Below are 26,047 nucleotides of genomic sequence, written 5' to 3'. Positions count from 1 at the left end.
ATGAAGAAAAATTACAGAAAAAATGTAGCAGCTATTGTTTTGTCTCAAGAATACCCACTAAATTGTAAGATTTTAGTGGCTTTAAGACTAGATATTGATGTTTGGCAGTTTCCACAAGGCGGAATTGATGAAGGAGAAAGCCCAAAAGAAGCACTTCTAAGAGAATTAGAAGAAGAATTAGGGACTAAAGAATTTGAAGTAATTGCAGAATATCCTGAATGGTTAAGCTATGAATTTCCTAATGAGGCTGTTAAGAAAAAATATAATTTTGACGGACAAACTCAAAGGTATTTTTTAGTTAAAATAAGGGATAATAACTTGATTAATTTAAATACCAATGAGCCTGAGTTTAAAGAGCATCTTTTTGTTGATTATAAGGACTTAAATCCTTATATTAATCATTTTAAAAGACCACTTTATACTAAAGTTTTAAAGTATTTTCAAAAAGAAGGATTTATAGGATGTTAGTTGTTCAAAAATATGGAGGCACAAGCGTTGGCAACCTTGAACGCATAGAAAATGTTGCAAATAGGGTGATTAAGTCAAAAAAGACTTATAAAGATATAGTTGTGGTAGTTTCTGCTATGAGTGGAAGAACTAATCAATTAATTGATAACGCTAATTTTTATTCAGAATTTCCGAATAAAAAAGAATTAGATATGTTGCTTTCTTGTGGGGAACGTGAGACTGCAGCACTTTTAGCAATTGCTTTGATTTCTAAAGGTTATAATGCAATATCGTTAAGCGGTAAAGAAGCAGGACTTTTAACTACTGATGATTATACAAATGCAAAAATTATAGATATTGATTCAACTAGAATTAAAAAAGAATTAAGTGAAGGCAAAATCGTAGTGGTTGCAGGTTTTCAAGGATATGCAGCTAATGGCAATACAACTACTTTGGGTCGTGGTGGAAGTGATTTAAGTGCGGTTGCTTTTGCAGGTGCATTAAATGCTGATTTATGTGAGATTTACACTGATGTTGATGGAGTATATACAACTGATCCTAGAATTGAACCTAAAGCTAAAAAACTTGATAAAGTTTCTTATGAAGAAATGTTAGAGCTTGCAAGTTTAGGAGCGAAAGTTCTTCAAAATAGAAGTGTTGAATTAGCAAAAAAATTAAATGTTAAATTAGTTACAAGAAGTAGCTTTAATGATAATAGTGGAACAATAATAACAAGCGAGGAAAAAATGGAACAAGCATTAGTAAGCGGAATAGCGTTAGATAAAAATCAAGCAAGAATTGTATTAAGAAGAATAGAAGATAAACCAGGAATTGCAGCAAGTATCTTTACAACTTTAGCGAAAAAAGACATAAATGTTGATATGATTATTCAAAACGTAGGTCATGATGGAACTACAAATCTAGGTTTTACCGTTCCACAAAACGAGCTAAAAAATGCTAGTGAAGCTATGAGAGAGCTTTTAGGTAGTGATGTTGTGATTGAAAGTGATAGTGATATTGTAAAGGTTTCTGTTGTTGGTGTTGGTATGAAAACTCATTCGGGTGTAGCAAGTGCTGCTTTTGAAGCATTAGCAAATGAAGGAATAAACATACAAATGATTTCAACAAGTGAGATTAAAATCTCTATGATAGTAAGCTCAAAATATGCTGAACTTGCTGTAAGAACTCTACATAAAGTTTATAAGCTGGATAATTAATGCAAGATTTTTTAGGCTTTGTAAAAGACTTTATTCAAAAAAAAGGCATTCAATATAGCTGGTTAGATAGCGAAAGGTTTAAAATAAGCCCTTTGCTATCTTCAAGGCTTAGCTCGTTATTAGATGGAAAAGCTTTTATTGTAGTTACTGATGATGAGAGAGCTTGGTTTGAAGATTATTTTTTAAGCTTAGTGAATGCTAAAAGCGCTAGACCTTTATTACCATTTTTTAGTTTAAAAGGCTTTAAGCTTGATAATTATGAGAAAAATGAAGATTTATTAGATGATGTTTTAAGCCTTTCTTATCCTAATGGATATATTTATGTTTATTTTGGTAAGGATAATTCTAAAATGGCAAAACTTGCTAAAAACAAAAAAGATAGTTTATTATTCATCTTAGATGAAGAATACGATAATTCTTTTTGTTTAAAGTCTAGCGATGAGCATTTGGATATCAAGCTAATTACGATAGCTCAATTAATTAACGCTTGTTTAGATGCAATAGTTTTTGCAAAGGTTAAGATTTGAGAAGCGAGATAATAATTACTCAAAATCCTGATGAATATATTAATGAGCTAAAACAATCGGTAAAAATTTGTAAAATTTATAAAGATGATGAGTTTTTACTAGATGATGCAAAAAGCATTATGCAAAATGCTTATTTGATAGAAGAATATGATAAGTATTTTGTATTATCTTATAAAGATTACAGCATTCAAGCTCAAAATTATATGTTAAAACTACTAGAAGAACCACCTGCTAAGGTTTATTTTAAAATCTTAGTAAGTTCAAAAAATATCTTATTACCCACTATAAAATCAAGATTAATTTCAAGAAAACTTGATAGCTATAAAAATGATTTTGAAATTAAAATTGATTTAAAAAATATGAATTATTTAGATATTGCAAATTACAATATAGATAAAGCAAATCTTAGCGATTTTATAAGTGCTTTAATAAAACAATGTTATAAAAATAATATCAAATTAAGCAAAGATTTGTTAGAAGAATTTTATAAATGTTATGAATTATCAAAGGTTAATTCAAATTCAAAAATTATTACTTCAAGGTTATTATTAGGAATAATGCGTGAAAGAAGCTAGTTTTTATATACTGGATGAAAACTCAGCTAAAGAAATTAATTCAAGTGAGTTTGCACTAGATAGGTTTTTAAAAAGAGCAAATAAACACATAATTTATATTAAAAATATAAGCACAACTGCTGCAAATATTTTAAAGCAAGACGCAATAAGCGTTGGCGCTGTGGTATTAAATCATAAAAACACTATTTTGGGTGGAGATTTTAAATACGATAGTATTTTATTAGTTGATGAAATTAATGCAAAGGATTTATCAAATAAGCTTAAATTACAGCAATTTTCTTGCAAAAGACTTGCTAAATTTTTAGATGAATTAAAAATTAGCAAAAAATATCCAAAAATTATGGGTATTATGAATATAAATGATGATAGTTTTTATGAAAGCTCAAGAATTAGTGAAAAAATATTTTTGCAAAAAGTTTATGAATTTATTGAAAATAACGCAAGTATAATTGATATTGGAGCAATGAGCTCAAGACCTAATTCAAATTACTTAGGAGCCAAATTAGAGTTAAACAGATTAAAGCCTATTTTTAAGCTTATAAAAGAACATAAATTAAATGAAAAAATTGAGTTTAGCTTGGATAGCTTTGATGAGCAATGCCATAAAAATGCACTTGATTTAGGCTTTAAATATGTAAATGATATAAGTGCAAATACTAAATTATCAAAACTAGCATTAAGCTATGATGCAACATATATTCTAATGCATTCAAAGAATAATTATATTGATAATTATATAAATAAATCAGGTTTAAAAATTTGTAATTCCGATTCTAAATTCTTTATTTTAAATAGCGTTTATGAGTTCTTTTTAGAAAAATTAAGCGAGATTGAGAGTAAGGTTATGATTGATGTTGGAATTGGCTTTGGTAAAAGCGAATATGAAAACTTAGTTTTAATAAAATATTTAAATCATTTCAAGACTTTAAATAAACCTATTTTATTAGCAGCTTCAAATAAAAAACTTTTTGGCACATATAAAGAGCCTTTAAGTCTTTTAGCACATGCAAACTCAAATGTTGATTATATTAGAGTGCATAATGTTGCCGAACAAAACGCAGTTATAAATTATCTTAAAAAAATGGATGAAATATGAAAGAATATTTAGAAAATATAAAATTAGCAAATACTTGGGCAAAAGCTTATTATTTAGGAGAAAACCCATTAGCAAGTGATGCAGAATATGATGAACTAATAAAAAAAATAAAAGAATACGAAAAGCAAAATCCAGATAAAATTGACGCTAATTCACCTACTCAAAGAGTATTTCCGATTAGCCAAATGCAAGTAAATGATGGCTTTAATAAATTAGCACATTTAAGCAAAATGTATTCTATGGAAGATGTATTTAATGAAGATGAATTAAAAGCTTGGATTAAAAGAGCAAAAGCTGAAAATGAAGAGTTTTTTATAGAGCCAAAATTTGATGGTGCAAGTCTTAATCTAATCTATGAAGATGGTAAATTAATTCATGCTATTACTCGTGGAGATGGGCAAATTGGCGATGATATAACTCAAAATGCTTTAGTAATTAACTCAATTCCAAAAACAATTTCTTATAAAGAACTCATTGAAATAAGGGGAGAAATCGTTATATTAAAAGATGATTTTGACAAATTAAATGAAATTAAACTAGCAAATAATGAAAGCTTGTTTTCTAATCCTAGAAATGCTGCAAGTGGTTCGCTAAGATTAAAAGAGCCAAGTGAAGTTGCTAAGAGAAATCTTCAATTTTATCCACATGGAATTGGTAAAAACTCATTAACATACAAAACTCATAGCGAAGCAATGGAATTTGTAAGAAATTTAGGCTTTTTAAAAGATGATTTTTGTAAGGTTGTAAGGGCAAGTTCTTTACAAAGTGAATACGAAAAATTACAAAGCGATAGAGCAAATAAAAAAATGATGTTAGATGGCTTTGTTTTAAGGATAAATGATTTAAGCAAATGCACTGAATACACTGCTAAATTTCCAAAATATATGGCAGCTTATAAGTTTGAACCATTAGAGCAAATCACAAAATTAATTGATGTTACTTATCAAGTAGGAAGAACCGGAGTAATTACTCCTGTTGGCACACTTGAGCCTGTAAATATTGATGGAGCGATAGTAAAATCAGTAACTTTACATAATTATGATGAAATTACTAGATTAAATCTTTTAATTAATGATAGCGTTAGCATTATTAGAAGTGGCGATGTTATTCCAAAATTAACTCGTGTTTATAAAGAAAGAAGAAACGGAAGCGAAATTGAAATAAAAAAACCTATAAATTGCCCGTCTTGTAATGAAAAATTATTAGATGACGGAGCTTTAATTAAATGTATTAATCTTAATTGTAAGGCAAAAATGCTAAATCAATTAATATATTTTGCAAGTAAAAAATGCTTAAATATTGAAGGATTAGGCGATAAAATCATTGAGCTTTTATTTAATTTAGGCAAAATCAGCACATTTGAATGTATTTATGAGCTAAAATATGAAGACTTTGAAGGTCTTGAAGGCTTTGCTAACAAAAAGATTTCAAATATTTTAACTTCAATTGAAAACTCAAAAGATTGTGAATTAAGTAGCTTTATAAATGCTTTAGGGATTGATAATATAGGAGAAGTTGCAGCTAGTAAAATAGCTAGTGAATTTGCTTATGAATGGTATTTAAAAGATGAGGCAGAGTTTTTAAAACTTGATGGATTTGGCGAAGAAATGGCTAAATCACTTGCTAGATTTTGTAGTGTTAATAAGGATTTGATTGTAAGATTTTATGAGATTTTAAGGCTTAAAAATACTAATATTAAATCAAGTGATAAATTTGCAAATACAACATTCGTAATCACAGGAACACTAAGTAATGCAAGAGAATATTACGAAAAAATAATAAAAGAAAACGGCGGAAAAGTAAGCTCAAGTGTTAGTAAAAAAACAAGCTATCTTTTATGTGGAAGTGATGCAGGAAGTAAGCTAAATAAAGCACTTGAATTAGGTGTAAAAGTAATTAATGAAGATGAGTTTAATAGTTTATGAGAGCTGATTTATTTGTTGCAAACGAGCTTAATATTAGCAGAAACAAAGCTAGCGAACTTTTATTAGAAGGTAAAGTTTTAATAGATGATGAGATAAAAAAACCAAGCGCAAACATTAACGAATTTGCAAAATGCACTTTGCTTAGTGATGTTTATGTAAGTAGGGCTGCATATAAATTAAAGGGATTTTTGCAAGAATTTGAATTAGGAATTTGCGGTGAAGATTGCTTAGATGTAGGTTCAAGCACAGGAGGATTTACTCAAGTTTTATTAGAAAATAACGCTAGAAGTGTTACTTGCGTTGATGTTGGTAGCAATCAATTGCATGAGAGTTTAAGGCAAGATTTAAGAGTAAAAGTATATGAAAACACTGATATAAGAGATTTTAATCACGAAAGCTTTAAAATAGTTGTTTGCGATGTTAGTTTTATATCAATTAATCTAATAATTAAAGATTTAATAAGACTTAGTAGTGAGTATTTAATACTTTTATTTAAACCTCAATTTGAAGTAGGCAAGGCTGCAAAACGAAGTAAAACTGGCGTAGTAAAAGATGAAAAAGCTATTAATAAGGCTTGTTTAGAGTTTGAAACTAATTTAGCTAGACTAGGCTTAAGATTGCTTAAAAAAGCTAAATCAAACTTAAGTGGAAAAGATGGAAATTATGAATATTTTTACGCTTACACAAAATAAGATTTTAAAAGCTACAAAAGAAGATTTAAGTTCGGTTACAAGTCTTGCAATAGGGTGTTTTGATGCGCTTCATTTAGGTCATTTTGAGCTTATAAAAAGACTTGATGAAAATGGAGCTTTGCTTATAATTTATAAAAAAACTAAAGAAATAGTTCCTATTTTTTACAAGCAAGAATTATTAAATTGTAAGGTATTTTTTGTAAATCTTGATGAGATAAAAGAAGAAAGTGCGTATAATTTTACACAAAATATTATGTATAATTTTACACAACTTAAGTATTTTGTAGCAGGATATGATTTTCATTTTGGCAAAAATAGAGCAGCTCATGCAAAAGAATTAAAGAGCTTTTCAGGACTTGATTGCATTGTTGTAGATGAATATAAAATTAATGGTGTTAGCGTTCATTCAAGCTTAATTAGAGAATGTTTATTAAATGCTAATTTAAAAGATGTGAAAACTTATCTAGGAAGAAACTACTATATAAAAGGCAAACAAATCAAAGGTCAAGGCTTAGGGGCTAAATTTTTCGTGCCAACTATCAATGTAGATTATGAGAATTATTTTTTACCAAAAGCTGGGGTTTATTATGCAAAAGTATTTTTGGATGAAAATGAATACTTAGGGGCTGTATTTTTAGGCAAACGCTCAACCGATGAAAAAGAAGCTTTAGAAGTTCATATTTTAAATAATTCAAATTCCTATTTCAAATTCCAGCAAATTAAAATAGAATTTTTAGAGTTTTTTAGAGAAAATAAAAAGTTTGATGATTTTAATAGCTTAAAGGCTCAAATTGATTTGGATATTAAAGCATTAAGCTTAAAGGCAAAAAATGAGAGATGAAGTTTTTAATGATAATTTAGTTAAACAATTTGAATTTGATGAAAAAGTTGTAAGGGTTTTTGATGATATGGTTACTCGCAGTGTGCCGTATTATTTGCAAAATCAAGAATTAATTTTTAGTATTTTGAGTGCAATTTTGCCAAAGAATGCAAAGGTTTTAGATTTAGGATGTTCTACTGCAAATACTCTTTTAGCACTTTCTAAAAGAGATGATTTAGAATTATTTGGGCTTGATAATTCAGAAGAGATGCTTAAACGTGCTAAAATTAAAGCCGATGATTTAGGCGTAAAAATTAATTTTTATAATCAAAATATAGAAGATATTTTAAGCCTTAATGAGAGTTTTGATGCGATAATTTGCTCTTATACTCTTCATTTTATAAGACCTCTTTTAAGACAAGAATTGCTAAATAAAATCCATAAAAAGCTTAATAAAAACGGAGTTTTTATATTATGCGAAAAGCTTTTATATGATAATAAAGTCTTACAAAAAAACATAATAGATATTTACGAAAATTATAAAGAAAATCAAGGATATTCAAGATATGAAATAGCTCAAAAAAGAGCAGCTTTAGAAAATGTTTTGATACCTTTTACTTATGATGAGAATGTAAATATTTTAAAAAATGCTAATTTTAAGCAAATTGATTGCTTTTTTAGGTGGGCGAATTTTTGCTCTTTTATTGCTTTTAAAGAATAATGTTACTAAATGTAACAAATTTAATGCAAATATCTAATTTTTTCCTTGACATAAAAAATATTTTTTGCTTTAATCAAAAAATATTTTAAAAAAAGGATTATAAATGATGATGCAGATGCGATAGCGTCTGGCTTAAAAAACTTTCTTTTTTAGCTAGACGCAAATAATTTCATACCAAAAGCAAGCAGCTAAAAAAGAAAGATAAAACATTTTTGCTTCTTTAACTTAAAAATCAAAAATTTTTATTTTTCTTTAAAATTTAATTTTAAGGAAAGTTATGATTGAGATAAAAAATCTTAAGAAATATTATGGTAATACTTGTGTTATAAATGATGTTAGCCTTACTATTAATCAAGGCGAAATCTACGCAATTGTAGGACAAAGTGGAGCAGGTAAAAGCACGCTTTTAAGATGTATAAACGCACTTGAAAGTTATCAGGCAGGCTCGCTAAAAGTTTATGGAAACGAAATAAAAGACCTTAAAGAAAAAGAGTTAAGAGAATTAAGAAGTGAAGTTGGAATGATATTTCAGCATTTTGCTTTAATGGGAAGAAAAACAGCTTATGAAAATATAGCAATGCCTTTAATCTTACATAAAAAGGACAATATTGATAAAAGGGTTAAAGAATTGCTTGATTTAGTAGGCTTAAGTGATAAGGCTAATTCATATCCAAGCAATCTTAGTGGTGGTCAAAAGCAACGCATTGCAATAGCAAGAGCACTTGCACTTAATCCTAAGATTTTATTAAGTGATGAGGCAACGAGCGCGCTTGATCCTGCTACAACTAATCAAATCTTAGATTTATTAAAACAAATTAATAAAGATTTAGGAATTAGCGTTGTTTTAGTAACTCACGAAATGGACGCGGTAAAAAGAGTGGCAAATAAAGCTTGTTTATTAAGTGGTGGAGAGATTATTGGAAACGGAGAAATTAGCGAAATATTCTTAAAGCCTAGTAAGAAAATGAGAGAGTTTTTAGATGAGGCAGATTGTGTGCCTGAAAGTGGCCTTAATATTAGGTTAATTTTTCCTAAAGAAGTGGCTCAAGATGGAGTAATTTCTAAAATGGCTAGAGAACTTGATATTGATTTTTCAATAGTTTGGGGAAAGATAGAGAAATTAAACGATATTGCATTAGGCTCTTTAATTATTAATATTAATCCAAACGATAAGCAAAGAGTATGCGAATACATTAATAAAAGCGGTGTTTTATGGGAGGAAGTATGAATTATTTTGATAATTTTTTAAAACATTTTGACAAGATTTTATATCCTGCTTTAAAAGAGACTTTATATATGAGTATAAGTGCAACTATCGTTGGTTTTGTTTTAGGGCTTATTTTAGGGATTTTTCTTTTTGTTAGTAAAAAGGGTGGTTTATATGAAAATCTTACATTTTATAGAGTGCTTGATTTTTTAGTAAATATTTTCCGTTCTTTTCCGTTTTTAGTGCTAATAATTGCTCTAATTCCTTTTACAAAGCTTTTAATTGGAAAAAGCATAGGAACAACAGCTGCAATTGTGCCACTTACAATAGGAATTGCTCCATTTATTGCAAAATTAGTTCAAAACGCTTTAAATGAAGTTGATTACGGAATAATTGAAGCTGCTAAGAGTTATGGAGCTAGTAGGGTGCAAATTATTTTTAAAGTTGTTTTATATGAAGCATTACCAGCTTTAATAAACGCTGCAACGCTTACCTTAATAGTTGTGATTGGTTATAGTGCAATGGCAGGTATTGTTGGCGGTGGCGGACTTGGAGATGTCGCTAATCGCTATGGTTATCAAAGATTTAAAACAGATATTATGATAGAAACTGTTATAGTTTTGATTGTCCTAGTTCAAATAGTTCAGATTTGGGGCGATTTAGTAGAAAAGGCTTTAAGGAAAGGTAAGGATAAATATCTTTATATTTCAATATTAGCTTTAATTTTATTGTTTGTTTATTCAGGTAATTTTATTTAAGGAGAAAAAATGAAAAAGTTGTTTAGTTTAGCTGCTTGTGTGGCTTTAGGTGCAAATTTATTTGCTGATGTTATTAGTGTTGGTGCAACACCTGTGCCACATGCAGAGATTTTAGAAGAAGTTGCAAAGATTGTAAAAGAAAAAGGTCATGAGTTAAAAATCGTTGAGTTTAATGACTATGTATTGCCTAATCTTGCCGTAGATGATGATGAATTAGATGCGAACTTTTTTCAGCATAAACCATATTTAGATGAGTTTAATAAACAAAAAGGAACAAAATTAAGTGCAGTTGCACCTGTTCATCTTGAGCCTATGGGAGCATATTCTAAAAAGATAAAAGATATTAAGGATTTAAGCGATAAGGCATTAATTTATATTCCAAACGATCCTACAAATGAAAGTAGAGCGCTTGATATATTAGAACAAGCTGGTTTAATTGAACTTGATAAAAATGTTGAGCTAAAAACTCCACTTGATGTTGTAAAAAATCCTAAAAATCTTGAGATAAAAGAGCTTGAAGCTGCACAATTACCAAGAGTTTTAGATGAATGTGATTTAGCCGTAATTAACTCAAATTACGCATTAGCAGCAAAGCTAAATCCTACAAAAGATGCAGTAATTATTGAGAGCAAAGATAGTCCTTATACTAATAATCTAGTTGTAAAAACTAGCAATATTGATAGTGAAAAGACTAAAGTTTTGGTTGAGTCTATAAATGATGCAAGAATTAAGACTTTTATAGAAGAGAAATATAAGGGCGAAATAATCCCTAGTTTTTAAGGAGAAAAAATGAAAAAATTAGCTTTAAGTTTAGCGTTTTGTTTGTATGCAAGTGCGCAAGTTTTAAGAGTAGGAATTACTCCTTATCCAAATGCAACTATTTTAGAAAATATTAAAGATGATTTAAAAGAATTAGGTTATGAATTAAAAATCGTTGAATTTAATGATTATATCTTGCCAAATCTAGCATTAAACGATGGCGAATTAGATGCTAATATGTATCAACATAAGCCTTTTTTAGAAGACTTTAACGAAAGTAAAGGCACTGATTTAGTAGCAGTTGCAAATGTATTTTTGCCTCCAATGGCAGCATATTCAAAAAAGATTAAGGATTTAAAAGAGCTAAAAAATGGCGCTTTAGTTTATATTCCAAATGATCCTACGAATGAAAGTAGGGCTTTAGATATTCTTGAAGCAGCTGGGCTTATTAAGACAAATAAAGAAGTAAAGTTTAGAAGTGTTATTGATATTACTGAAAATCCTTTAAATCTTGATATAAAAGAGCTTGAAGCTGCACAAGTGCCAAGAGTTTTAGATGAATGTGATTTAGCTGTGATTAATACAAATTACGCATTAGCTGCAAAACTAAATCCTACAAAGGATTCTATTTATTTAGAAGATTTAAATAGCCCTTATGTAAATGTTATTGCAGTTAAAAAAGGCAATGAAAATAATGAAGAAGTAAAAGCTTTAATTAAAGTTATAAAAACTCCAAAAATTAAAAACTTACTTGAAGAGCAATTTAAAGGTGCTATAATCCCTGCATTTTAATTGAATGGAATTTGCAAAAGCAAATTCCTATTTCAAATTCTTTAATTTAAAGGGGATGTATTGAGATTTATTTTACTTATTTTATTTTCTCTTAGCATTTTTGCTAAAGAAATCACTTTTAAAGATGTAGTTGGTAATGAAATTACCTTAAATACTCCAGTTAAAAAAATTGCTTTAGGATTTTATTATACTGATTATTTAGCAGTTGGTGGTGTGAAGGCTTTTGATAAAGTAGTTGGATTTTCTAAGGCTGTTTGGAGTGAATGGAGTCCGATTTCTTGGCAAATGTATTTAAATGCAATGCCTAACTTAGATAAGATAACTGATTTTGGAGAAGCTGAAGCTGGGACTTTATCGGTTGAAAAGATTTTAGCGCTTGAGCCTGATGTTTTAGTGTTAGCAAAATGGCAATACGATACTTTAAAAGATACTCTAAATCCTATAAAAATCGCAAATATTCCTATCATTGTGGTAGATTATCATGAAGGAAAACTTGAAAATCACGAGATTAGCACAAAGATTTTTGGTATTTTATCAGGTGAAGAAAAAAGAGCTTTAGAAATTATGAATGATTATAAAAAGCGTTTAGAATTAATTCAAACAAGAACAAAAGATATCAAAAATAAAGCTAAAGTATATATTGAATACGGAATAAATGGACCTGCTGATAATGGAGTTACATATTCACATTATATGTGGGGAGCATTGATTGATAAGGCAAATGCTAAAAGCGTAGCCGATGGGTTTATTAAGACTTGGGGCGCAATTAATCCTGAAGAAGTATTGTTGCAAGATCCTGAGATTATAATAATTGCAGGTCGTGAAAGTGAGCTTAAGAAAAATAAAACTTCTATGGTAATGGGAAATGAAATTACTTATGAAGAAGCAAATACTAGATTAAGAGGTTTTGCTGCAAGAACTACTTGGCAAGATTTAAATGCAGTTAAAAATAAAAGAATTTTCGGTGGTTATCATAGTATGCTTAGAACTCTAAGCGATATTTTTATGCTTGAATTTATTGCAAAAGCAGCTTATCCTGAATTATTCAGTGATATTAATCCAAGTGATGATTATATAAATTATCATAAAAAATACTTACCTATTATTCCTGATGGAACATTTATGTTAAAGCTTGATGATGAGAAATTTTAACGAAGAAATTCTTGCATACAAGCTAATAATCAAAAAGAGATTAAGCTTTTTATTAATCTCTTTTATTTTATGTATATTATTTTTTATTATAGATATTTCTACAGGTCCTGCTCAGCTTGATTTAATCGTAGTTTGTAAAGCTTTATTGTCAAAAATATTTGATATTGATATTCAAAAAATCCATGTTAATATTGTTTATAATTTAAGATTACCTATGGCTTTAATGGCTGTTGTAGTTGGTGCTGCACTAGGTCTTGGTGGAGCATTAATGCAAACTATTTTAAATAATCCTTTAGCAAGTCCATATACCTTAGGACTTAGTGCTGCTGCTGGTTTTGGAGCGTCTTTAATGATTGCTTTTAATGTAAGTATTATTAGCTCGTTTTTTAGCATTCCATTAGGTGCATTTTTGGCAAGCTTGTTAAGTTCAAGTGTATTATTTATGTTTGCTAAAAACAATAATTATAACACCCAAAGCCTTGTGTTGGTCGGAATAGCTTTATTGTTCTTATTTCAATCTTTTTTATCTTTAGTTCAGTATTTATCAAGCCCTGAAGTATCACAGCAGATTTTGTTTTGGTTATTTGGTAGTTTATCAAAAGCAACTTACTTAAATATTTTAATAGTATTTGCTGTAACTATATTTGTTTATTTGTTTTTATTAAAGGATAATTGGGCTTTAAGCGTATTTAGATTAGGCGAAAAGAATGCTAAGGTTTTAGGTGTTAATTTGGTTTATCTTAGAATAAAGGTATTATTTTGCGTTTGTTTGGTTAGCTCGGTTGCAATATCTTTTGTAGGGGTTATTGGCTTTATCGGACTTGTTGCACCACATATTGCAAGAATAATAATAGGAGAAGATCAAAGATTTTTCCTACCCGCATCTATGATAATAGGAGCTTTATTTTTAAGTCTTGCTTCAAGTGTATCAAAAATAATAGTTCCGGGAGCATTGTTTCCGATAGGTATAGTAACTTCTTTTATAGGAGTTCCGTTTTTCTTCTTTATAATTCTAAGGAATAAAAATGCTTAAAATAAATAATCTTTATGTAAAAAAGGCAAATAAAGTAATATTAGATAATTTAAACCTAGAATTTGAATTAGGAAAAATATATGCAATTTTGGGAGCAAATGGGGTTGGAAAAAGCACTTTGCTTGATAGCATATTTGAACTAGATAATAAATTTGATATGACCTATAAGGATACTAATTCAAAAGATATTAAGGCTTGGCAAAGCAATATCGGCTATATGCTTCAAAGCTTTCATACTCATACAAATCTTAGTGCTTTAGAAGTAGTTTTATTAGGCGCTTATAATGATTTAGGTTTAAAAATAAGCGATGAGATTTTAGCTAAAGCTACTAAGATTTTAGAGCAGTTTAAGATTTCTCATCTAGCTAATTTAAACATAAAAGAACTTTCGGGCGGACAAAGGCAAATGATTGCTTTTGCACAAGTTTTACTTAAAAATCCAAAGATTTTATTACTTGATGAGCCTGTAAGTGCGCTAGATTTAAAACATCAATGTATTTTATTAGAAGCTTTAAGAAAAATAACTTTAGAAAATAATCTAATAAGCATAGTGGTTTTACATGATTTAAATTTAGCAAGTTTGTTTTGTGATGAAGCAGTGTTTTTACATAATCAAAAAGTATATAAAAAAGGCAAGATTGATGAAATTATAAATCTTGATTTAATTAAAGAAATTTATGAAGTAAAAGCGAGCGTTAATAAAATAGATGATAAAACTTTTATTCAGGTATTAGGCTCATTAAACAAGGAAAAATATGAAGAAAATATATAATATTTTAGTTGATAGAATTGTAGATGATTATGGTTATTTTATAATACTTTTAGCATTTATTTTACATCTATCGTTTATAGGAATTTTTTATTTTATAGGCATTACTGAGCTATTTGTAATAAATATTTTTTCAACCCTAACTTATGCTTTTTTAGCTACTACCTTTCAAAGTCATAGGTCTGATTTTTATTATTCAATAGCTTATTTAGAAATTTTATTACATCAATTAGCAGGTATTTATTATACTGGTGCTTCTAGTGGGTTTGACTTATTGTTGTGCTGTTTAATGTTAGCTCAGTTTTTATTCTTTAGAAAAAGCACTTGCATTATTTCTACTTTAGTTATTATTACGATAATTTATATTAGTTATTTTGATGCAAATTCGCCTATTTTACATAGTGAAAAATTATTTAATAACGATATTTACAAAAGCTCTAATGTTATTTTATATCCTATTAATATAGGTATTTTATTTACATTCTTAATAGGTTATGGTTTGTTAGTAACGGTAATTCCTAGTAAAAAAATTAATGATTTAAAGAAACTAATTTATAAAGACTTTTTAACAGGTCTTAATAATAGAAAATATATTGAAGATGTAGTATTGCCTAAATATAATCAAGAAAATATTTTAGTAGCAATTGCGGATATTGATAATTTTAAGCATATTAACGACACTTACGGACATCAAACCGGTGATATTGTTTTAAAAATGTTAGCGATTGTGCTAATTAATAAAAATAAAAAATATGCTAAATATAATGTTGATATTTGCAGATGGGGTGGGGAAGAATTTTTAATTATTGCTGATATTGACGATACTGATATTGCTAGCATGTTTTTAAATGAAATAAGAGAAGATATTTTTAGATTAAAAATAAGTGATTTACATGAAACAATAAGTGTTACGATAGGAGCTAGCATATCTAGTTTTAATCCAAAAGAATATAAGCAAATGTTTGAAATAGCTGATAAAAACTTATATGTAGGTAAAAATACAGGTAAAAATAAATGTGTGATTACAAAAGCTTAAACTAAATTCTTAGCTTTTGCTAATCTTAAAGCTTTTGTAAATTCGTGTAATTCATCAATATTACCTATGCTAATTCTATTTAATAATGGGAAATTATCTATATTTCTTCCTACTATTATTCCTTGCTCTTTCATATAATTTGCATAATTAATATCTTTGATTTTATGTAATATAAAATTAGCTTGTGATTTATAATAAAATATATCAAGCTCTTTAAAAACTTCTTCTAAATATTTTTTATTTTCATTAATTATATTTTTAGTAGTATTTGCAAAATCTTTTTGCTTTAGTGTATAAATAGCACAATTTAGAGCAATAGAATTAATCGCATCTATACTAAAATAAGGCTTAATAATATTTATAAAATCACTATGCGATATTCCATATCCTATTCTAATTCCTGCTAAAGAATACATTTTAGAAAAAGTTCTAATATGTAAAATATTTGGATTTTTAGCTAATTCTAAGCCTTCATAATCATTAGCAAACTCAAAATAAGCTTCATCAAATAGCATATAAGTATTATCTTTGCAAATTGAGTTTAAGTATTCTAATTTTTCTTTATTTAAGGTTAAACCTGTTGGGTTATTAGGATTTGCAATATATATAACATTAGTTTTATTTGAATCCAAATTAATTTTGCTAATTCCTATTTCAAATTCTTCATAAAATGTATCAATGCTATAACCTATATTTCTTGCATATTCTATTGTAAGCTCAAAAGTTGGAAGTGGAGCTATTAGTTTAATATTTGCATTAGCTTTTTTATAAAGAGCTAAAAGGCTCATATAAATAACATTACTAGAGCCATTACCTAAAACAAAATTATCATTATTTAAATTATAAAAACTTGCTAATTCATCAAGTAATTTATAATTTTCATCAAACGAATACCTATTAAAATCAATTTTATTTACAATGTCTTTTACATCTAAAATATTGCAAGTATTTTCGTTTTTGCTTAAATCAATCATATATTTTTAAATAGATTTTCAAGATTTGCTTTAGCTTCAACTGAGCTTATATGGTTTTCTGCTTCAGTGCCAACTTCAATTAATTCAATACTAAGACCTGTTAGCATATTGCAAAGTCTAATATTTATACCTTGTTTTCCTATTGCTTTGCTTTTTTGATCGTGATTAATTACAACTTTTGCTACATCATTATCAATTGTAACTGAGTTTATAATAGCAGGAGCTAAAGCACGAGAAACCACAATAGCTTGTTCGTTAGAATATTCTATACAATCTATATTTTCTCCATTTAATTCTTTGCTAATTGCATTAATTCTAACGCCCTTTGTTCCAACACTTGCACCTACTGCATCTATATTTATAGAATTTGCTCTTAATAAAACCTTTGCTCTTTCACCTGGAATTCTAGCGCTATTTATAATTTCAATAGCCCCATCTTTAATCTCAGGTACTTCAAGGGTTAAAAGTGCATTTAAAAATTTTGGAGATGTTCTTGAAATTTCTACTTTAAGACCTAATTTTTTATCAACGCTGACTTTTTTAATAACAGCTTTTAAAACATCGCCTACTTTAAATTTTTCACCTTTTATACGATTTTTTCTAGGTAAAACTGCTCTAATTTCATCAAATTCTATGAAAGTATTTTCTTCATGGTCAATAAATACAACCGTTCCAAAGATTAGTTTATCAATCATACTTTGATATTTTTCAAATAATTTTTCTTCAACAAGTCTTTGAACATTATATTCAAGCTCTTTATAAAGCCAATTGATTGCAGTTCTATCAAGGTTAGCAAAAGATATTTCATATTTTAGAGTATCTCCGATTTCTACTTCGCTTGATTCTAGTTTTGCTTTGCTTAAACTTATATATTTACTATCATCATTTGCTAATTCATCTTTATCAGCAACTACTAAAAGATTTTGATAAACACAAAGTGTTTTTTTAACATCTACGCTAAATTCTTTATCATCACCAAAAATTCTTTTTGCAGTGTTAGTTATAGCCTTTACAACTTTGTCGCTAACTTCTTCTATTGGCAATGATTTTTCATTCGCTATTGATTCTATTATATCTACTATTCTTTCCAAGATTTTACCTTTAATTGAAGTTTGAAGATTATTATAATACAAAAAATAACTTTTAATAAGTTTAATGAAAGAACTTTTTGTTATGATTTATTTTTTTAATTTAAAAAAGGATATGAAATGAAATTTAAATTAGCAAAACAAACTTTAAATTCAAAACCAAAAGAAATTAGTGTTGAAGAAGTTATTAAAACACTTGAAGAAAAAAAGGTAATATTTTTAGATCATTCAAATTCAAGCGAAGATATTACTAAATTAGTAGAAAAATTAAATAATTATAAAGTTTATGTAAATACTGTTAAATATGGTCTTGTAGAAGATGAATTTATTTACGAGGTACATATACTTTGAGTAAAAAATTATATATAGAAACTCTTGGCTGTGCAATGAACGTTCGTGATAGCGAGCGTATGATTGCAGAGCTTACTACTAAAGAAGGTTATGAAGTTACTACGAATAAAGCTGAAGCTGATTTAATTTTAATAAACACTTGCAGTGTTCGTGAAAAGCCGGTTCATAAATTATTTAGCGAAGTAGGGGGCTTTTTAAAAGAGAAAAAAGAAGGTGCAAAAATAGGCGTTTGTGGTTGCACGGCTTCGCATTTGGGTAGCGAAATATTTAAGCGTGCTCCACAAGTTGATTTTGTATTAGGTGCAAGAAATATAAGCCGTATAACAGAAGCGATTAAAACTCCTAAATTTATAAGTAATGATATAAATTATGATGAGAGCGATTATGCTTTTGCTGATTTTAGAAATAGTATTTATAAAAGCTATGTAAATATTATGATAGGTTGTGATAAGCATTGTGCTTATTGTATAGTTCCACATACTAGAGGAGATGAGCTTAGTATTCCTAAAAATATTATTTTAAATGAAGTAAAAAAGGCAGTAGATAATGGTGCTAAAGAAGTATTTTTGCTAGGTCAAAATGTAAATAATTATGGTAAAAGATTTTCAAGCAATCATTCTAAAATGGATTTTTCAGACCTTTTAAATGAGATTAGCGAAGTTAATGGCTTAGAAAGAATTAGATTTACTAGCCCACATCCATTGCATATGGATGATAAATTTTTAGATACTTTTGCAAATAATCCTAAAGTGTGTAAAAGTATGCATATGCCACTTCAAAGTGGAAGCACAACAATACTTAAAGCAATGAAGCGTGGATATACTAGAGAATGGTTTTTAAATAGAGCATTAAGATTAAGAGAATTAGTTCCAAATGCTAGTATTTCAACAGATATTATCGTAGCATTTCCGGGTGAGAGCGATGAAGATTTTGAACTTACACTTGATATGATGAGACAGGTTAGGTTTGAGCAAATATTTTCTTTTAAATATTCAAAAAGACCATTAACACCAGCTGCAACTATGCCAAATCAAATTCCAGAAGATATTGCAAGTGCAAGGCTTACTAGATTACAAAGTTTATATAATGAAATTTTAGATGAGATTAGTGCTGCTCAATTTAATAAAACTTATAAAGTTTATTTTGAAGAATTAAGAGAAAATCAAACAATAGCAGGAAGAAGCGATAATAATTTCTTAGTAGTTGTAAATGGTAGTGAAGAATTGTTAGGAAAAATGGTTGATGTAAAAATCACCAAAACTTCTAGGACAACCCTTTATGGCGAAATTTAAAATTAAGCTTTTGGCTTTTTTTATATATTTAGTTTTAAATTTAATTTATTTTACTTGTAAGAAAAAATTTTATGGTGAAAAAACCTTGCCAAAAGAGCCTTGTGTAGTGCTTTTTTGGCATGGAAAACTTACTATGATGGCATTTATCTTTGCTTATATTAAAAAAAATGGCTATACAAAAACTCCTTATGTATTAATTAGCAAACATAAAGATGGAGAGCTAATTTCTAGTGTTATGGAGTTTTTTGGCATTAAATCCGTTCGTGGAAGCACTTATGATTCAGCCTTAGAAGCCTTAAGGCAAATTAAAATCTTATTAAAAGAAGGTCATGATGTATTTATAACCCCAGATGGCCCTAGAGGACCTTATCATAGTATTTCGGTAGGCTCTTATAAAATAGCTAGCAAATATAACATTCCTACCATTATTTTTGATAATGCTGCAAGTAGGGTTTATAGAGCTAAGAGTTGGGATAAAATGATATTAGCAAAGCCATTTTCAACCATAGCTTATATTATTTCAAAACCTATTAATTTAAGCGTTGAAAATCCTGAAGATGAATTAAGTAAAAATTTTGCTATATTAGAAGAAAAATTACAGCAAGAAGGATATTATGTTTAGCATTAGAAAATATCTATCAAGTGTATTTATAAATGTAGTTTTAAAAGATAAAGCCTTTGTGATTGAATCGTATTCGGTTAAGAAGGAAAAAATCATAAAAACTCAGCAAAGAACTTTCAGTGATGAAGAAAAGCAAAAAGCATTAAAATATATAAAAGATTTAATAGATAATCATTATTTTACTTATGTGTCTTTATTATTTACTAGTATTGGACAAGGAATGATTCCTACTATAAATAAAAATGAACTACAAAGATACGGAGTAGATGATAGTGCTATAACTTTAAAAACTTTTGATAATTCATTTTTATATGCTTCAAAAGTTGAGCTTGAAAATTCAAATGTAATTATTGATAATTTACATGTTGATTTAATATTTTCTCCATTTGTAATATTAAGTAAATTGATAAAAGATAAAAGAGCTGATGGCTTTGTTTATGAAGGAATAAATTTATTTGTTTTAAAATACAATGAATTTATAACTTTAATGATTTATGAAAATAATAAGTTTAAGTTTGGAAGTTATTTTGAACTTAAAATAAATAAAGAAAATGAAGAAGAAGAAAATATTGAGCTAGAAGAAGAATTAGAAATAGAAAACGATGATGATGCTTTAGAAGAGCTTGATTTTGATGAACTTGATAATATAAAGCTTGATGATGATTTTAATTTAGATGAGAATTTGAATACGGAAGTTAATGATGAAAGTTTAAATACTTTTAGTCTTGATATGCAGATATTTGAATACATAAATAGCGCTATTAAAGAGTTTTATGACAATGAAGTTTATGAGAGCGATTTTATAAATAATATTATTATGTTTGAGCATGAGAAAAGCTCAAAAGCTATGCATTCATATATAGAAAGTGAATTATTGTTAAAACCTATTGTTTATAAGATAGATGTATTTAAAGAAATGCTTAAATTAAGCTGCTTAGATTTAGGAGTGAAAATTGACTTATAGTTTTAAAAAAGCCGAATTAAAACCTATATTAAACAAATTTAACAAATTATGTTTTTATTTTTTAATATTCATAATTGTTGTTATTTTATTTTTTGCTGTTTATATAAAAATAAAGCAAGGCTTAGCATATAATGAAGCTGAAGAAGCTAGAATTAATAGTGAAAAAACAATAGAATTAATGCTAAAGCATAAAAACGAACTAGCTTTAAATAAAGAATATATAGCTTTAGTTGATGATATAAGTGCTTCAAATATTAATCTTAAAAAAAGTATAAAAAATCTATTTGATTTAGTTCCTGATAGCATTGTTTTAAATGAAGTTTTGATGGAGCAAAAAAGTTTATTAATTAAGGGAATTACACCTACTAAAGAAATTTATAATAATCTTTTGCAAACTCCATTACAAAGTATTTTTGAAACTACAAAAACAAATTTTATTCAACTAAAATCAGGTTGGTATAATTTTGTAAGCATAAATACTATTGAAAATTCAGAGGGTTTTAATGAATAAAGATAATAGCACGAATAAAATTGATATAGTAAAATTATTATTATGGCTTAGTGTATTTTTAATAGCTATTTTTAGCCTTAGTGCTTTATTAATAATTCCTAGTGTCAATAAATTAAAAATCGCAAATGAAGTTCTAAGCTCTTCTAATTCTAAACTAAACCAAAATAAGGGCAAATTAGATAATATAGATAGACAATTAAATGAATATTTAGCAGAAAATAAAACTAATTTAGACAAAATTCATAATGAATTTGATATTGAGAAATTTAAAAATCATTGTAAAACTTTCTTTGATGATGTAAAGCTTGATAAAAATGTAGATTTTAATGAAGAATATGTAAGTTATCAATTATTTGTAAGCACAAAGATTACAAGTCCAGCGATTTTTTATAATTTCATAGATTCATTAGAAAACTATCCTAATATTTTAAGAGTTCATTTTCCTATAATTTTAAAATCTGAAAAAGATTTAATAAAAGCTCAATTTAATTTACAAGTTTATAAAAGATAAGCCCAAATAAATGGGCTTAATATTATTTATGAAGTTCGTTAGCGTAGAATTTAACTGAATTAAAGCCTTCTTTTAAAGCCCATTCATAAGCTTTACTTACGAAATCCCAGTTAATATGCTTATAAAACTCTTCTAAATAAGCAGCTCTTGCGTTTCTGTGGTCAATATAATAAGCGTGTTCCCAAACATCAACTACTAATAATGGAACTTTATTTTCTGTAATAGGAGTTTGAGCATTGCTAGTTTTAACTAATTCTAATTTTTTAGTATCAAGATTTAGCACAAGCCAAAACCAACCACTACCAAATAAAGCAGTAGCACCTTTAACAAACTCATCTTTAAAATTACTACAGGTATTAAAGTTTTCTTCAATAGCTTTTTGTAATTCTTCGCTCATTTTGCTTTCTACTGGGCTAATGCAATCAAAATAAAAATCGTGATTATAAACTTGAGCAGCATTGTTAAAAATACCATCTTTAGAACTTAGAATAATTTCAACTAAATCTTTTTTCTCATAATCAGTTCCTGCGATTAGATTATTTAGATTATTTACATAAGTTTGATGGTGTTTGCCATAGTGAAAATTAAAAGTTTCTTCACTCAAAAATCCAGAAAATGCATTTGTTGCATAATTTAATGTTCTTAGTTTAAACATTTCTATCTCCTTAAATTAATTTGCATAGATAATATAACATAAAAAGATAATATTTATCCTATTTTATTTTCAAATTCCTATTTCAAATTCTTTTACATTTTTATATTTAATAGTAAATATTAAAATTACAATCATTTTAAGCTAAAATTTATTTAGAATTTATATAATAATCACTATCAAATTAAAATTAAAGGATAAACTATGAAATTAAGTAAAATCGCATTCGCAAGTTTATTTGTTGCAAGCACAGCATTTGCTCATCAATTTTTTCCTATGAAAACAGATAATGGCTATAAAGTAGGCTTTTGGGCTGATGATCACTGGGGTCAATATCAAAGCGATAGAGTATTTGGAATTAGTGCATATGATGCAAATGGTAAGAGATTAAAAGCTGGATATGATTATTTAAATAATAAGATTTTTATAGAAGGAAATCCATCAGTTGCTACTATGAATTATGATTTTGGTTATTATACTTTTACAAAAGATGGCAAGCATTATGCTTTTGCTAGAAATGAAATCACAGATATTACTGGAGCAAACGAAGTAACCCAAACTAGAAAAATCTATAAACTAGGTAAAAGTATTTATGAATGGAATGAAGCTTCTAGTAAAGCTCTTGGCTTAAAATTTGAAATTGTTCCTTTAGAAAATCCACTAGTAAAAAAGGTTGGAGATAAACTAAAAGTTTTAGTTTTACTTGATGGCAAACCTGTTAGTGGTGTAGAATTTGAAGATCAAAATGATGATATTGATGGTGTAGTAACTGATAAAAATGGTCAAGCTACATTAACTCTTACAAAACCACAAGATGGACTTCAAATAATTGCAGCAGGAATTAAAATACCATATAACCTTGATAGATACGGCGATACATTACAACTTACTGCAACTCTTAGCTTTAAATCTAAGTAATTTGTAAAGTTAGTTAAACCTTTTGCCTTAAAATAGATTAAAAATATTTTAAGGCAAGGAATGAAACTAAAAATTTTATTAATTATTTTAATACTTTCATCTCTTTTATTTGTATATAAGGATATTATAAATAATCATAAAGAAGTTAATACTTTTGAACTATCTTATATAGATTTAGATATGATTAAGGACTTAAAGGCTTATACTTTAGTTAATTTTTGTAGCAGTAATAATTCTATATGCAATAAATTTCAACCAACTTTAAAAATTTTATTTAATGAATTAAGTGGAAATGATATTAAAATTTTTAATATTAATATCTTTGAAAATACAGAATTATTAAATAATTTTCCTATTAATTTAATACCTATTCAATTCTTTTTTACAAAAGATGGTAAAAGCTACAAGCCTAGCGAGGCTTTAGGTTTAGATTTTCAAAATACTATTATGAATGAGAAGGAATTTTACTATCACATAGGCGTTTTAAGCAAAGAAGAGATAATAAAAATCCTTAATGAAATGCAATTAAATCAACTCTAATTGATTTAATGCGTTTTCTACAATATCGCCTATCGGAGCATCTATACTTATATTTATAACAAGCTCTTCATCTTTAGGAAATTCTAGCGTTGCAAATTGTGAATCAATCATATTTTCTTTCATATAATGACCACTTCTTTTACTCATTCTTTGCATTATTAAATCTTTATCACCATATAAATGTATAAAAATGATTTTGCCTGATTTTCTTATTTCATCTCTATATTTTTTCTTAAGAGCTGAGCATGCAATAACACATGAGCGTTCTCTTCTTGAAATTGAGAAAAACACATCAGAAATTCTTTCAAGCCAAGGCTTTCTATCTTCATCATTTAAAGGTGTTCCGCTTTGCATTTTTTCTATATTTGCTCTTGGGTGTAAATCATCTCCATCAATAAAACTAGCTCCTAAATTATTAGCAAGCATAGCTCCTACCGTGCTTTTACCACAGCCACAAACACCCATTACTACAATGTTATAATGTTTCATTTTAATCCTTTGTTAAAAATCTTGCTATTTTTAACTTATTTTTCTTAATATTACATAAATTTCTAAAAAGGAGAAGTAATGGAGCTTAGTGCCTCTTATTTATTATGTGTCGCTGCTATTGCAGTTGTTTTATTATTATTTATGATTATGAAGCTTAAAATTCATGCTTTTATATCATTAATAATCGTAAGTTTTTTAACTGCTCTTGCAGCTAATACTCCACTAGATAAGATTTTAGGAGTAATGTTAGGTGGTTTTGGTTCAACTTTAGCAAGTGTTGCTTTATTAGTTGGTGTTGGTGCAATGATAGGCAAAATATTAGAAGTATCAGGTGGAGCTCAAGTTTTAGCAGATACTTTGATTGAATATTTTGGCATAAATAAAGCTCCTTTTGCTTTAGGTTTAGCGTCATTAATATTTGCATTTCCTATATTTTTTGATGCTGGTCTTATTGTAATGCTACCTGTTATTTTAAGTGTTGCTCATAAGCTAAAAGGCTCAATTTTAACCTATGCACTTCCTTCTGTTGGTGCGTTTTCTGTAATGCACGTATTTTTACCACCACACCCTGGACCTGTTGCTGCAGCTGCAACTATTGATGCGAATGTTGGTTGGGTATTAATATTAGGTCTTGTAATAGGTTTGCCTACATGGTATTTTAGTTCTTATTTATTTGGACTTTATTCAGGTAAGAAAATGTATTTTAAAGCACCTGACTTATTTGAAGATGAAAAAATTGAAATCAAGAAAAAGCCTAAGTTCTTAACCGTTTTAATGATTTTATTAACTCCTGTTGTTTTAATTTTCATTAGTGCAATAATCTCATCTATGCAAAAACTTGATGTGCTTTCAAAAAGCAGCGTTTTATTTAATTCTTTAAATCTTTTAGGACAAACTCCTATTGCTTTAATGATTACATTAATAATTTGTATTATTACATTTTATAATACTTTAGGTGCAAAAAATATTGAAAAATACTGCGAAAAATCACTTCCTGCAATTTGCTCTGTTGTTTTAGTTACAGGAGCAGGTGGAATGTTTGGTGGGGTTTTAAGAGCTAGCGGAATAGGCGATGCTTTAGCCGGAACTTTAGCTAATTTAGGTGTTCCGGTAATTTTAGCAGGATTTATAATAGCTGCTGCAATTAGAATAGCTCAAGGCTCAGCAACCGTTGCTTTAACAACTGCAGCAGGTTTAATGGCACCTGTAATTGCTTCTTATACAGGCTTAGAAGAATTTGATAAAGTTGCAATTGTTTTAGCTATTGCTTGCGGTAGTGTAGTTTGCTCTCACTTTAATGATTCAGGTTTTTGGCTTGTTAAAGGATTGTTTGGACTTGATGAAAAAACAACTCTTAAAACATGGACTATGCTAGAAACTTTAATCGGAGTTATAGGTTTTATTTTTATTCTAATTATTTTAGCTATTTATAAATTTATTTTCTAATTTCAAATTCCTATTTCAAATTCTTTTTGAAATAGGGATATTTTATTCTTTTTTATATTATTTCTTAAAATTTTCTTATGGGGGGGGGTAAGCCCTATAAAATAGATAAATTTTAATTATTCTATTAATTAAATTTAAGCAAAATTATTTATAATATCTATTA

General features: G+C 27.7%; 30 protein-coding genes and 1 pseudogene. 27 read left to right on the top strand and 4 right to left on the bottom strand.

All coding sequences use genetic code 11. The features are described 5' to 3' along the window. From AVANS14531_RS02100 to AVANS14531_RS02020, 18 genes and pseudogenes are all read left to right on the top strand, one after another. On the top strand, positions 1-468 hold the full coding sequence (locus AVANS14531_RS02100) for an RNA pyrophosphohydrolase (RefSeq protein WP_239818505.1): 468 nt from the start codon (positions 1-3) through the stop codon (positions 466-468). Continuing rightward, entirely contained in the window at positions 462-1,664 is a 1,203-nt protein-coding gene (locus tag AVANS14531_RS02095) for an aspartate kinase (protein WP_336611144.1), read from the top strand. The genes AVANS14531_RS02100 and AVANS14531_RS02095 overlap by 7 nt, the downstream gene beginning before the upstream one ends. Further along, positions 1,664-2,191 carry a HobA family DNA replication regulator gene (locus tag AVANS14531_RS02090; RefSeq protein ID WP_336611143.1) on the top strand — a complete coding sequence of 176 codons (528 nt, stop codon included), beginning with the start codon at positions 1,664-1,666 and terminating at the stop codon, positions 2,189-2,191. Before AVANS14531_RS02095 ends, AVANS14531_RS02090 begins: the two co-directional genes overlap by 1 nt. Next, positions 2,188-2,766, top strand: coding sequence for a DNA polymerase III subunit delta' (locus tag AVANS14531_RS02085; protein ID WP_336611142.1), 579 nt, complete (start codon positions 2,188-2,190; stop codon positions 2,764-2,766). The genes AVANS14531_RS02090 and AVANS14531_RS02085 overlap by 4 nt, the downstream gene beginning before the upstream one ends. Further along, positions 2,753-3,862: a dihydropteroate synthase gene (folP, locus tag AVANS14531_RS02080; protein WP_336611141.1), complete on the top strand. Its 1,110-nt coding sequence runs from the start codon at positions 2,753-2,755 to the stop codon at positions 3,860-3,862. The genes AVANS14531_RS02085 and folP overlap by 14 nt, the downstream gene beginning before the upstream one ends. Beyond that, complete coding sequence (ligA, locus tag AVANS14531_RS02075) at positions 3,859-5,787, top strand: NAD-dependent DNA ligase LigA (protein ID WP_336611140.1); 1,929 nt, start codon at positions 3,859-3,861, stop codon at positions 5,785-5,787. Before folP ends, ligA begins: the two co-directional genes overlap by 4 nt. Further along, positions 5,784-6,479, top strand: a complete 696-nt coding sequence (gene tlyA, locus AVANS14531_RS02070) for a 23S rRNA (cytidine-2'-O)-methyltransferase TlyA (protein ID WP_336611139.1) — start codon at positions 5,784-5,786, stop codon at positions 6,477-6,479. Before ligA ends, tlyA begins: the two co-directional genes overlap by 4 nt. After that, positions 6,451-7,320, top strand: coding sequence for a bifunctional riboflavin kinase/FAD synthetase (locus AVANS14531_RS02065; RefSeq protein ID WP_336611138.1), 870 nt, complete (start codon positions 6,451-6,453; stop codon positions 7,318-7,320). The genes tlyA and AVANS14531_RS02065 overlap by 29 nt, the downstream gene beginning before the upstream one ends. Beyond that, complete coding sequence (cmoA, locus tag AVANS14531_RS02060; RefSeq protein WP_336611137.1) at positions 7,310-8,020, top strand: carboxy-S-adenosyl-L-methionine synthase CmoA; 711 nt, start codon at positions 7,310-7,312, stop codon at positions 8,018-8,020. Before AVANS14531_RS02065 ends, cmoA begins: the two co-directional genes overlap by 11 nt. Positions 8,021-8,297: 277 nt before the next feature. Then, a pseudogene (locus tag AVANS14531_RS09190) lies at positions 8,298-8,822 on the top strand (methionine ABC transporter ATP-binding protein); the annotation flags it as partial. Positions 8,823-8,879: 57 nt separating this feature from the next. Then, positions 8,880-9,248: an NIL domain-containing protein gene (locus AVANS14531_RS09185; protein WP_442862387.1), complete on the top strand. Its 369-nt coding sequence runs from the start codon at positions 8,880-8,882 to the stop codon at positions 9,246-9,248. Continuing rightward, on the top strand, positions 9,245-9,985 hold the full coding sequence (locus tag AVANS14531_RS02050) for a methionine ABC transporter permease (RefSeq protein ID WP_239818515.1): 741 nt from the start codon (positions 9,245-9,247) through the stop codon (positions 9,983-9,985). Before AVANS14531_RS09185 ends, AVANS14531_RS02050 begins: the two co-directional genes overlap by 4 nt. Positions 9,986-9,994: 9 nt before the next feature. Next, positions 9,995-10,765, top strand: coding sequence for a MetQ/NlpA family ABC transporter substrate-binding protein (locus AVANS14531_RS02045; protein WP_336611135.1), 771 nt, complete (start codon positions 9,995-9,997; stop codon positions 10,763-10,765). Between the two features lie 9 nt (positions 10,766-10,774). Then, positions 10,775-11,536 carry a MetQ/NlpA family ABC transporter substrate-binding protein gene (locus AVANS14531_RS02040; protein ID WP_336611134.1) on the top strand — a complete coding sequence of 254 codons (762 nt, stop codon included), beginning with the start codon at positions 10,775-10,777 and terminating at the stop codon, positions 11,534-11,536. Positions 11,537-11,596: 60 nt separating this feature from the next. Next, positions 11,597-12,688 (top strand): ABC transporter substrate-binding protein, encoded by a 1,092-nt coding sequence (locus tag AVANS14531_RS02035; RefSeq protein WP_336611133.1) that lies wholly within the window; start codon positions 11,597-11,599, stop codon positions 12,686-12,688. After that, positions 12,675-13,721, top strand: a complete 1,047-nt coding sequence (locus AVANS14531_RS02030; protein ID WP_336611132.1) for a FecCD family ABC transporter permease — start codon at positions 12,675-12,677, stop codon at positions 13,719-13,721. Before AVANS14531_RS02035 ends, AVANS14531_RS02030 begins: the two co-directional genes overlap by 14 nt. Next, positions 13,714-14,493 carry an ABC transporter ATP-binding protein gene (locus AVANS14531_RS02025; protein WP_336611131.1) on the top strand — a complete coding sequence of 260 codons (780 nt, stop codon included), beginning with the start codon at positions 13,714-13,716 and terminating at the stop codon, positions 14,491-14,493. The genes AVANS14531_RS02030 and AVANS14531_RS02025 overlap by 8 nt, the downstream gene beginning before the upstream one ends. Next, positions 14,477-15,526, top strand: a complete 1,050-nt coding sequence (locus AVANS14531_RS02020) for a GGDEF domain-containing protein (protein ID WP_336611130.1) — start codon at positions 14,477-14,479, stop codon at positions 15,524-15,526. The genes AVANS14531_RS02025 and AVANS14531_RS02020 overlap by 17 nt, the downstream gene beginning before the upstream one ends. Here AVANS14531_RS02020 and AVANS14531_RS02015 read toward each other — a convergent pair. Together AVANS14531_RS02015 and nusA are read right to left on the bottom strand one after the other, a co-directional pair. Further along, the gene (locus tag AVANS14531_RS02015; RefSeq protein WP_336611129.1) at positions 15,523-16,500 is read right to left on the bottom strand and encodes a pyridoxal phosphate-dependent aminotransferase; all 978 of its coding nucleotides are present in this window, start codon (positions 16,498-16,500) and stop codon (positions 15,523-15,525) included. The two genes, AVANS14531_RS02020 and AVANS14531_RS02015, sit on opposite strands and share 4 nt — an antisense overlap. Beyond that, on the bottom strand, positions 16,497-17,591 hold the full coding sequence (gene nusA, locus AVANS14531_RS02010; protein ID WP_239816751.1) for a transcription termination factor NusA: 1,095 nt from the start codon (positions 17,589-17,591) through the stop codon (positions 16,497-16,499). Before nusA ends, AVANS14531_RS02015 begins: the two co-directional genes overlap by 4 nt. 117 nt (positions 17,592-17,708) lie before the next feature. Here nusA and AVANS14531_RS02005 point away from each other — a divergent pair, with 117 nt between their 5' ends. From AVANS14531_RS02005 to AVANS14531_RS01980, 6 genes are read left to right on the top strand one after another with little or no spacing between them, the layout of a single operon-like run. Then, complete coding sequence (locus tag AVANS14531_RS02005) at positions 17,709-17,939, top strand: HP0268 family nuclease (protein WP_239816752.1); 231 nt, start codon at positions 17,709-17,711, stop codon at positions 17,937-17,939. After that, entirely contained in the window at positions 17,936-19,231 is a 1,296-nt protein-coding gene (gene miaB / locus AVANS14531_RS02000) for a tRNA (N6-isopentenyl adenosine(37)-C2)-methylthiotransferase MiaB (RefSeq protein ID WP_336611128.1), read from the top strand. The genes AVANS14531_RS02005 and miaB overlap by 4 nt, the downstream gene beginning before the upstream one ends. Further along, the gene (locus AVANS14531_RS01995; protein ID WP_336611127.1) at positions 19,218-19,853 is read left to right on the top strand and encodes a lysophospholipid acyltransferase family protein; all 636 of its coding nucleotides are present in this window, start codon (positions 19,218-19,220) and stop codon (positions 19,851-19,853) included. The genes miaB and AVANS14531_RS01995 overlap by 14 nt, the downstream gene beginning before the upstream one ends. Beyond that, a complete protein-coding gene (locus AVANS14531_RS01990) occupies positions 19,846-20,817 on the top strand; it encodes a hypothetical protein (protein ID WP_336611126.1) in 972 nt (323 codons plus the stop codon). Before AVANS14531_RS01995 ends, AVANS14531_RS01990 begins: the two co-directional genes overlap by 8 nt. Then, the gene (locus AVANS14531_RS01985; protein WP_239816755.1) at positions 20,807-21,328 is read left to right on the top strand and encodes a hypothetical protein; all 522 of its coding nucleotides are present in this window, start codon (positions 20,807-20,809) and stop codon (positions 21,326-21,328) included. Before AVANS14531_RS01990 ends, AVANS14531_RS01985 begins: the two co-directional genes overlap by 11 nt. Further along, on the top strand, positions 21,321-21,839 hold the full coding sequence (locus AVANS14531_RS01980; protein WP_336611125.1) for a hypothetical protein: 519 nt from the start codon (positions 21,321-21,323) through the stop codon (positions 21,837-21,839). The genes AVANS14531_RS01985 and AVANS14531_RS01980 overlap by 8 nt, the downstream gene beginning before the upstream one ends. 22 nt (positions 21,840-21,861) lie before the next feature. On the opposite strand, the gene AVANS14531_RS01975 is transcribed toward AVANS14531_RS01980, so the two are convergent. Further along, positions 21,862-22,494 (bottom strand): superoxide dismutase, encoded by a 633-nt coding sequence (locus AVANS14531_RS01975; RefSeq protein ID WP_239816757.1) that lies wholly within the window; start codon positions 22,492-22,494, stop codon positions 21,862-21,864. A 201-nt stretch (positions 22,495-22,695) separates the two neighbouring features. Between AVANS14531_RS01975 and AVANS14531_RS01970 the strand changes: the two genes are divergently transcribed. Next, a complete protein-coding gene (locus tag AVANS14531_RS01970) occupies positions 22,696-23,409 on the top strand; it encodes a DUF4198 domain-containing protein (RefSeq protein WP_239816758.1) in 714 nt (237 codons plus the stop codon). Between the two features lie 60 nt (positions 23,410-23,469). After that, positions 23,470-23,949, top strand: coding sequence for a thioredoxin domain-containing protein (locus tag AVANS14531_RS01965; RefSeq protein ID WP_239816759.1), 480 nt, complete (start codon positions 23,470-23,472; stop codon positions 23,947-23,949). Here the strand turns inward: AVANS14531_RS01965 and AVANS14531_RS01960 are convergent. Further along, a complete protein-coding gene (locus AVANS14531_RS01960; protein ID WP_239816760.1) occupies positions 23,935-24,438 on the bottom strand; it encodes a gluconokinase in 504 nt (167 codons plus the stop codon). The genes AVANS14531_RS01965 and AVANS14531_RS01960 overlap by 15 nt on opposite strands. Before the next feature lie 78 nt (positions 24,439-24,516). Here AVANS14531_RS01960 and AVANS14531_RS01955 point away from each other — a divergent pair, with 78 nt between their 5' ends. Beyond that, the gene (locus AVANS14531_RS01955) at positions 24,517-25,884 is read left to right on the top strand and encodes a GntP family permease (RefSeq protein ID WP_336611124.1); all 1,368 of its coding nucleotides are present in this window, start codon (positions 24,517-24,519) and stop codon (positions 25,882-25,884) included. Positions 25,885-26,047 lie beyond the last annotated feature (163 nt).

It is taken from the genome of Campylobacter sp. Cr9, assembly GCF_020138295.1.
Taxonomy (GTDB): domain Bacteria; phylum Campylobacterota; class Campylobacteria; order Campylobacterales; family Campylobacteraceae; genus Campylobacter_E.
The sequence above is the reverse complement of the archived record's forward strand: the minus strand, read 5'-3'. Positions and strand labels throughout refer to the sequence as shown.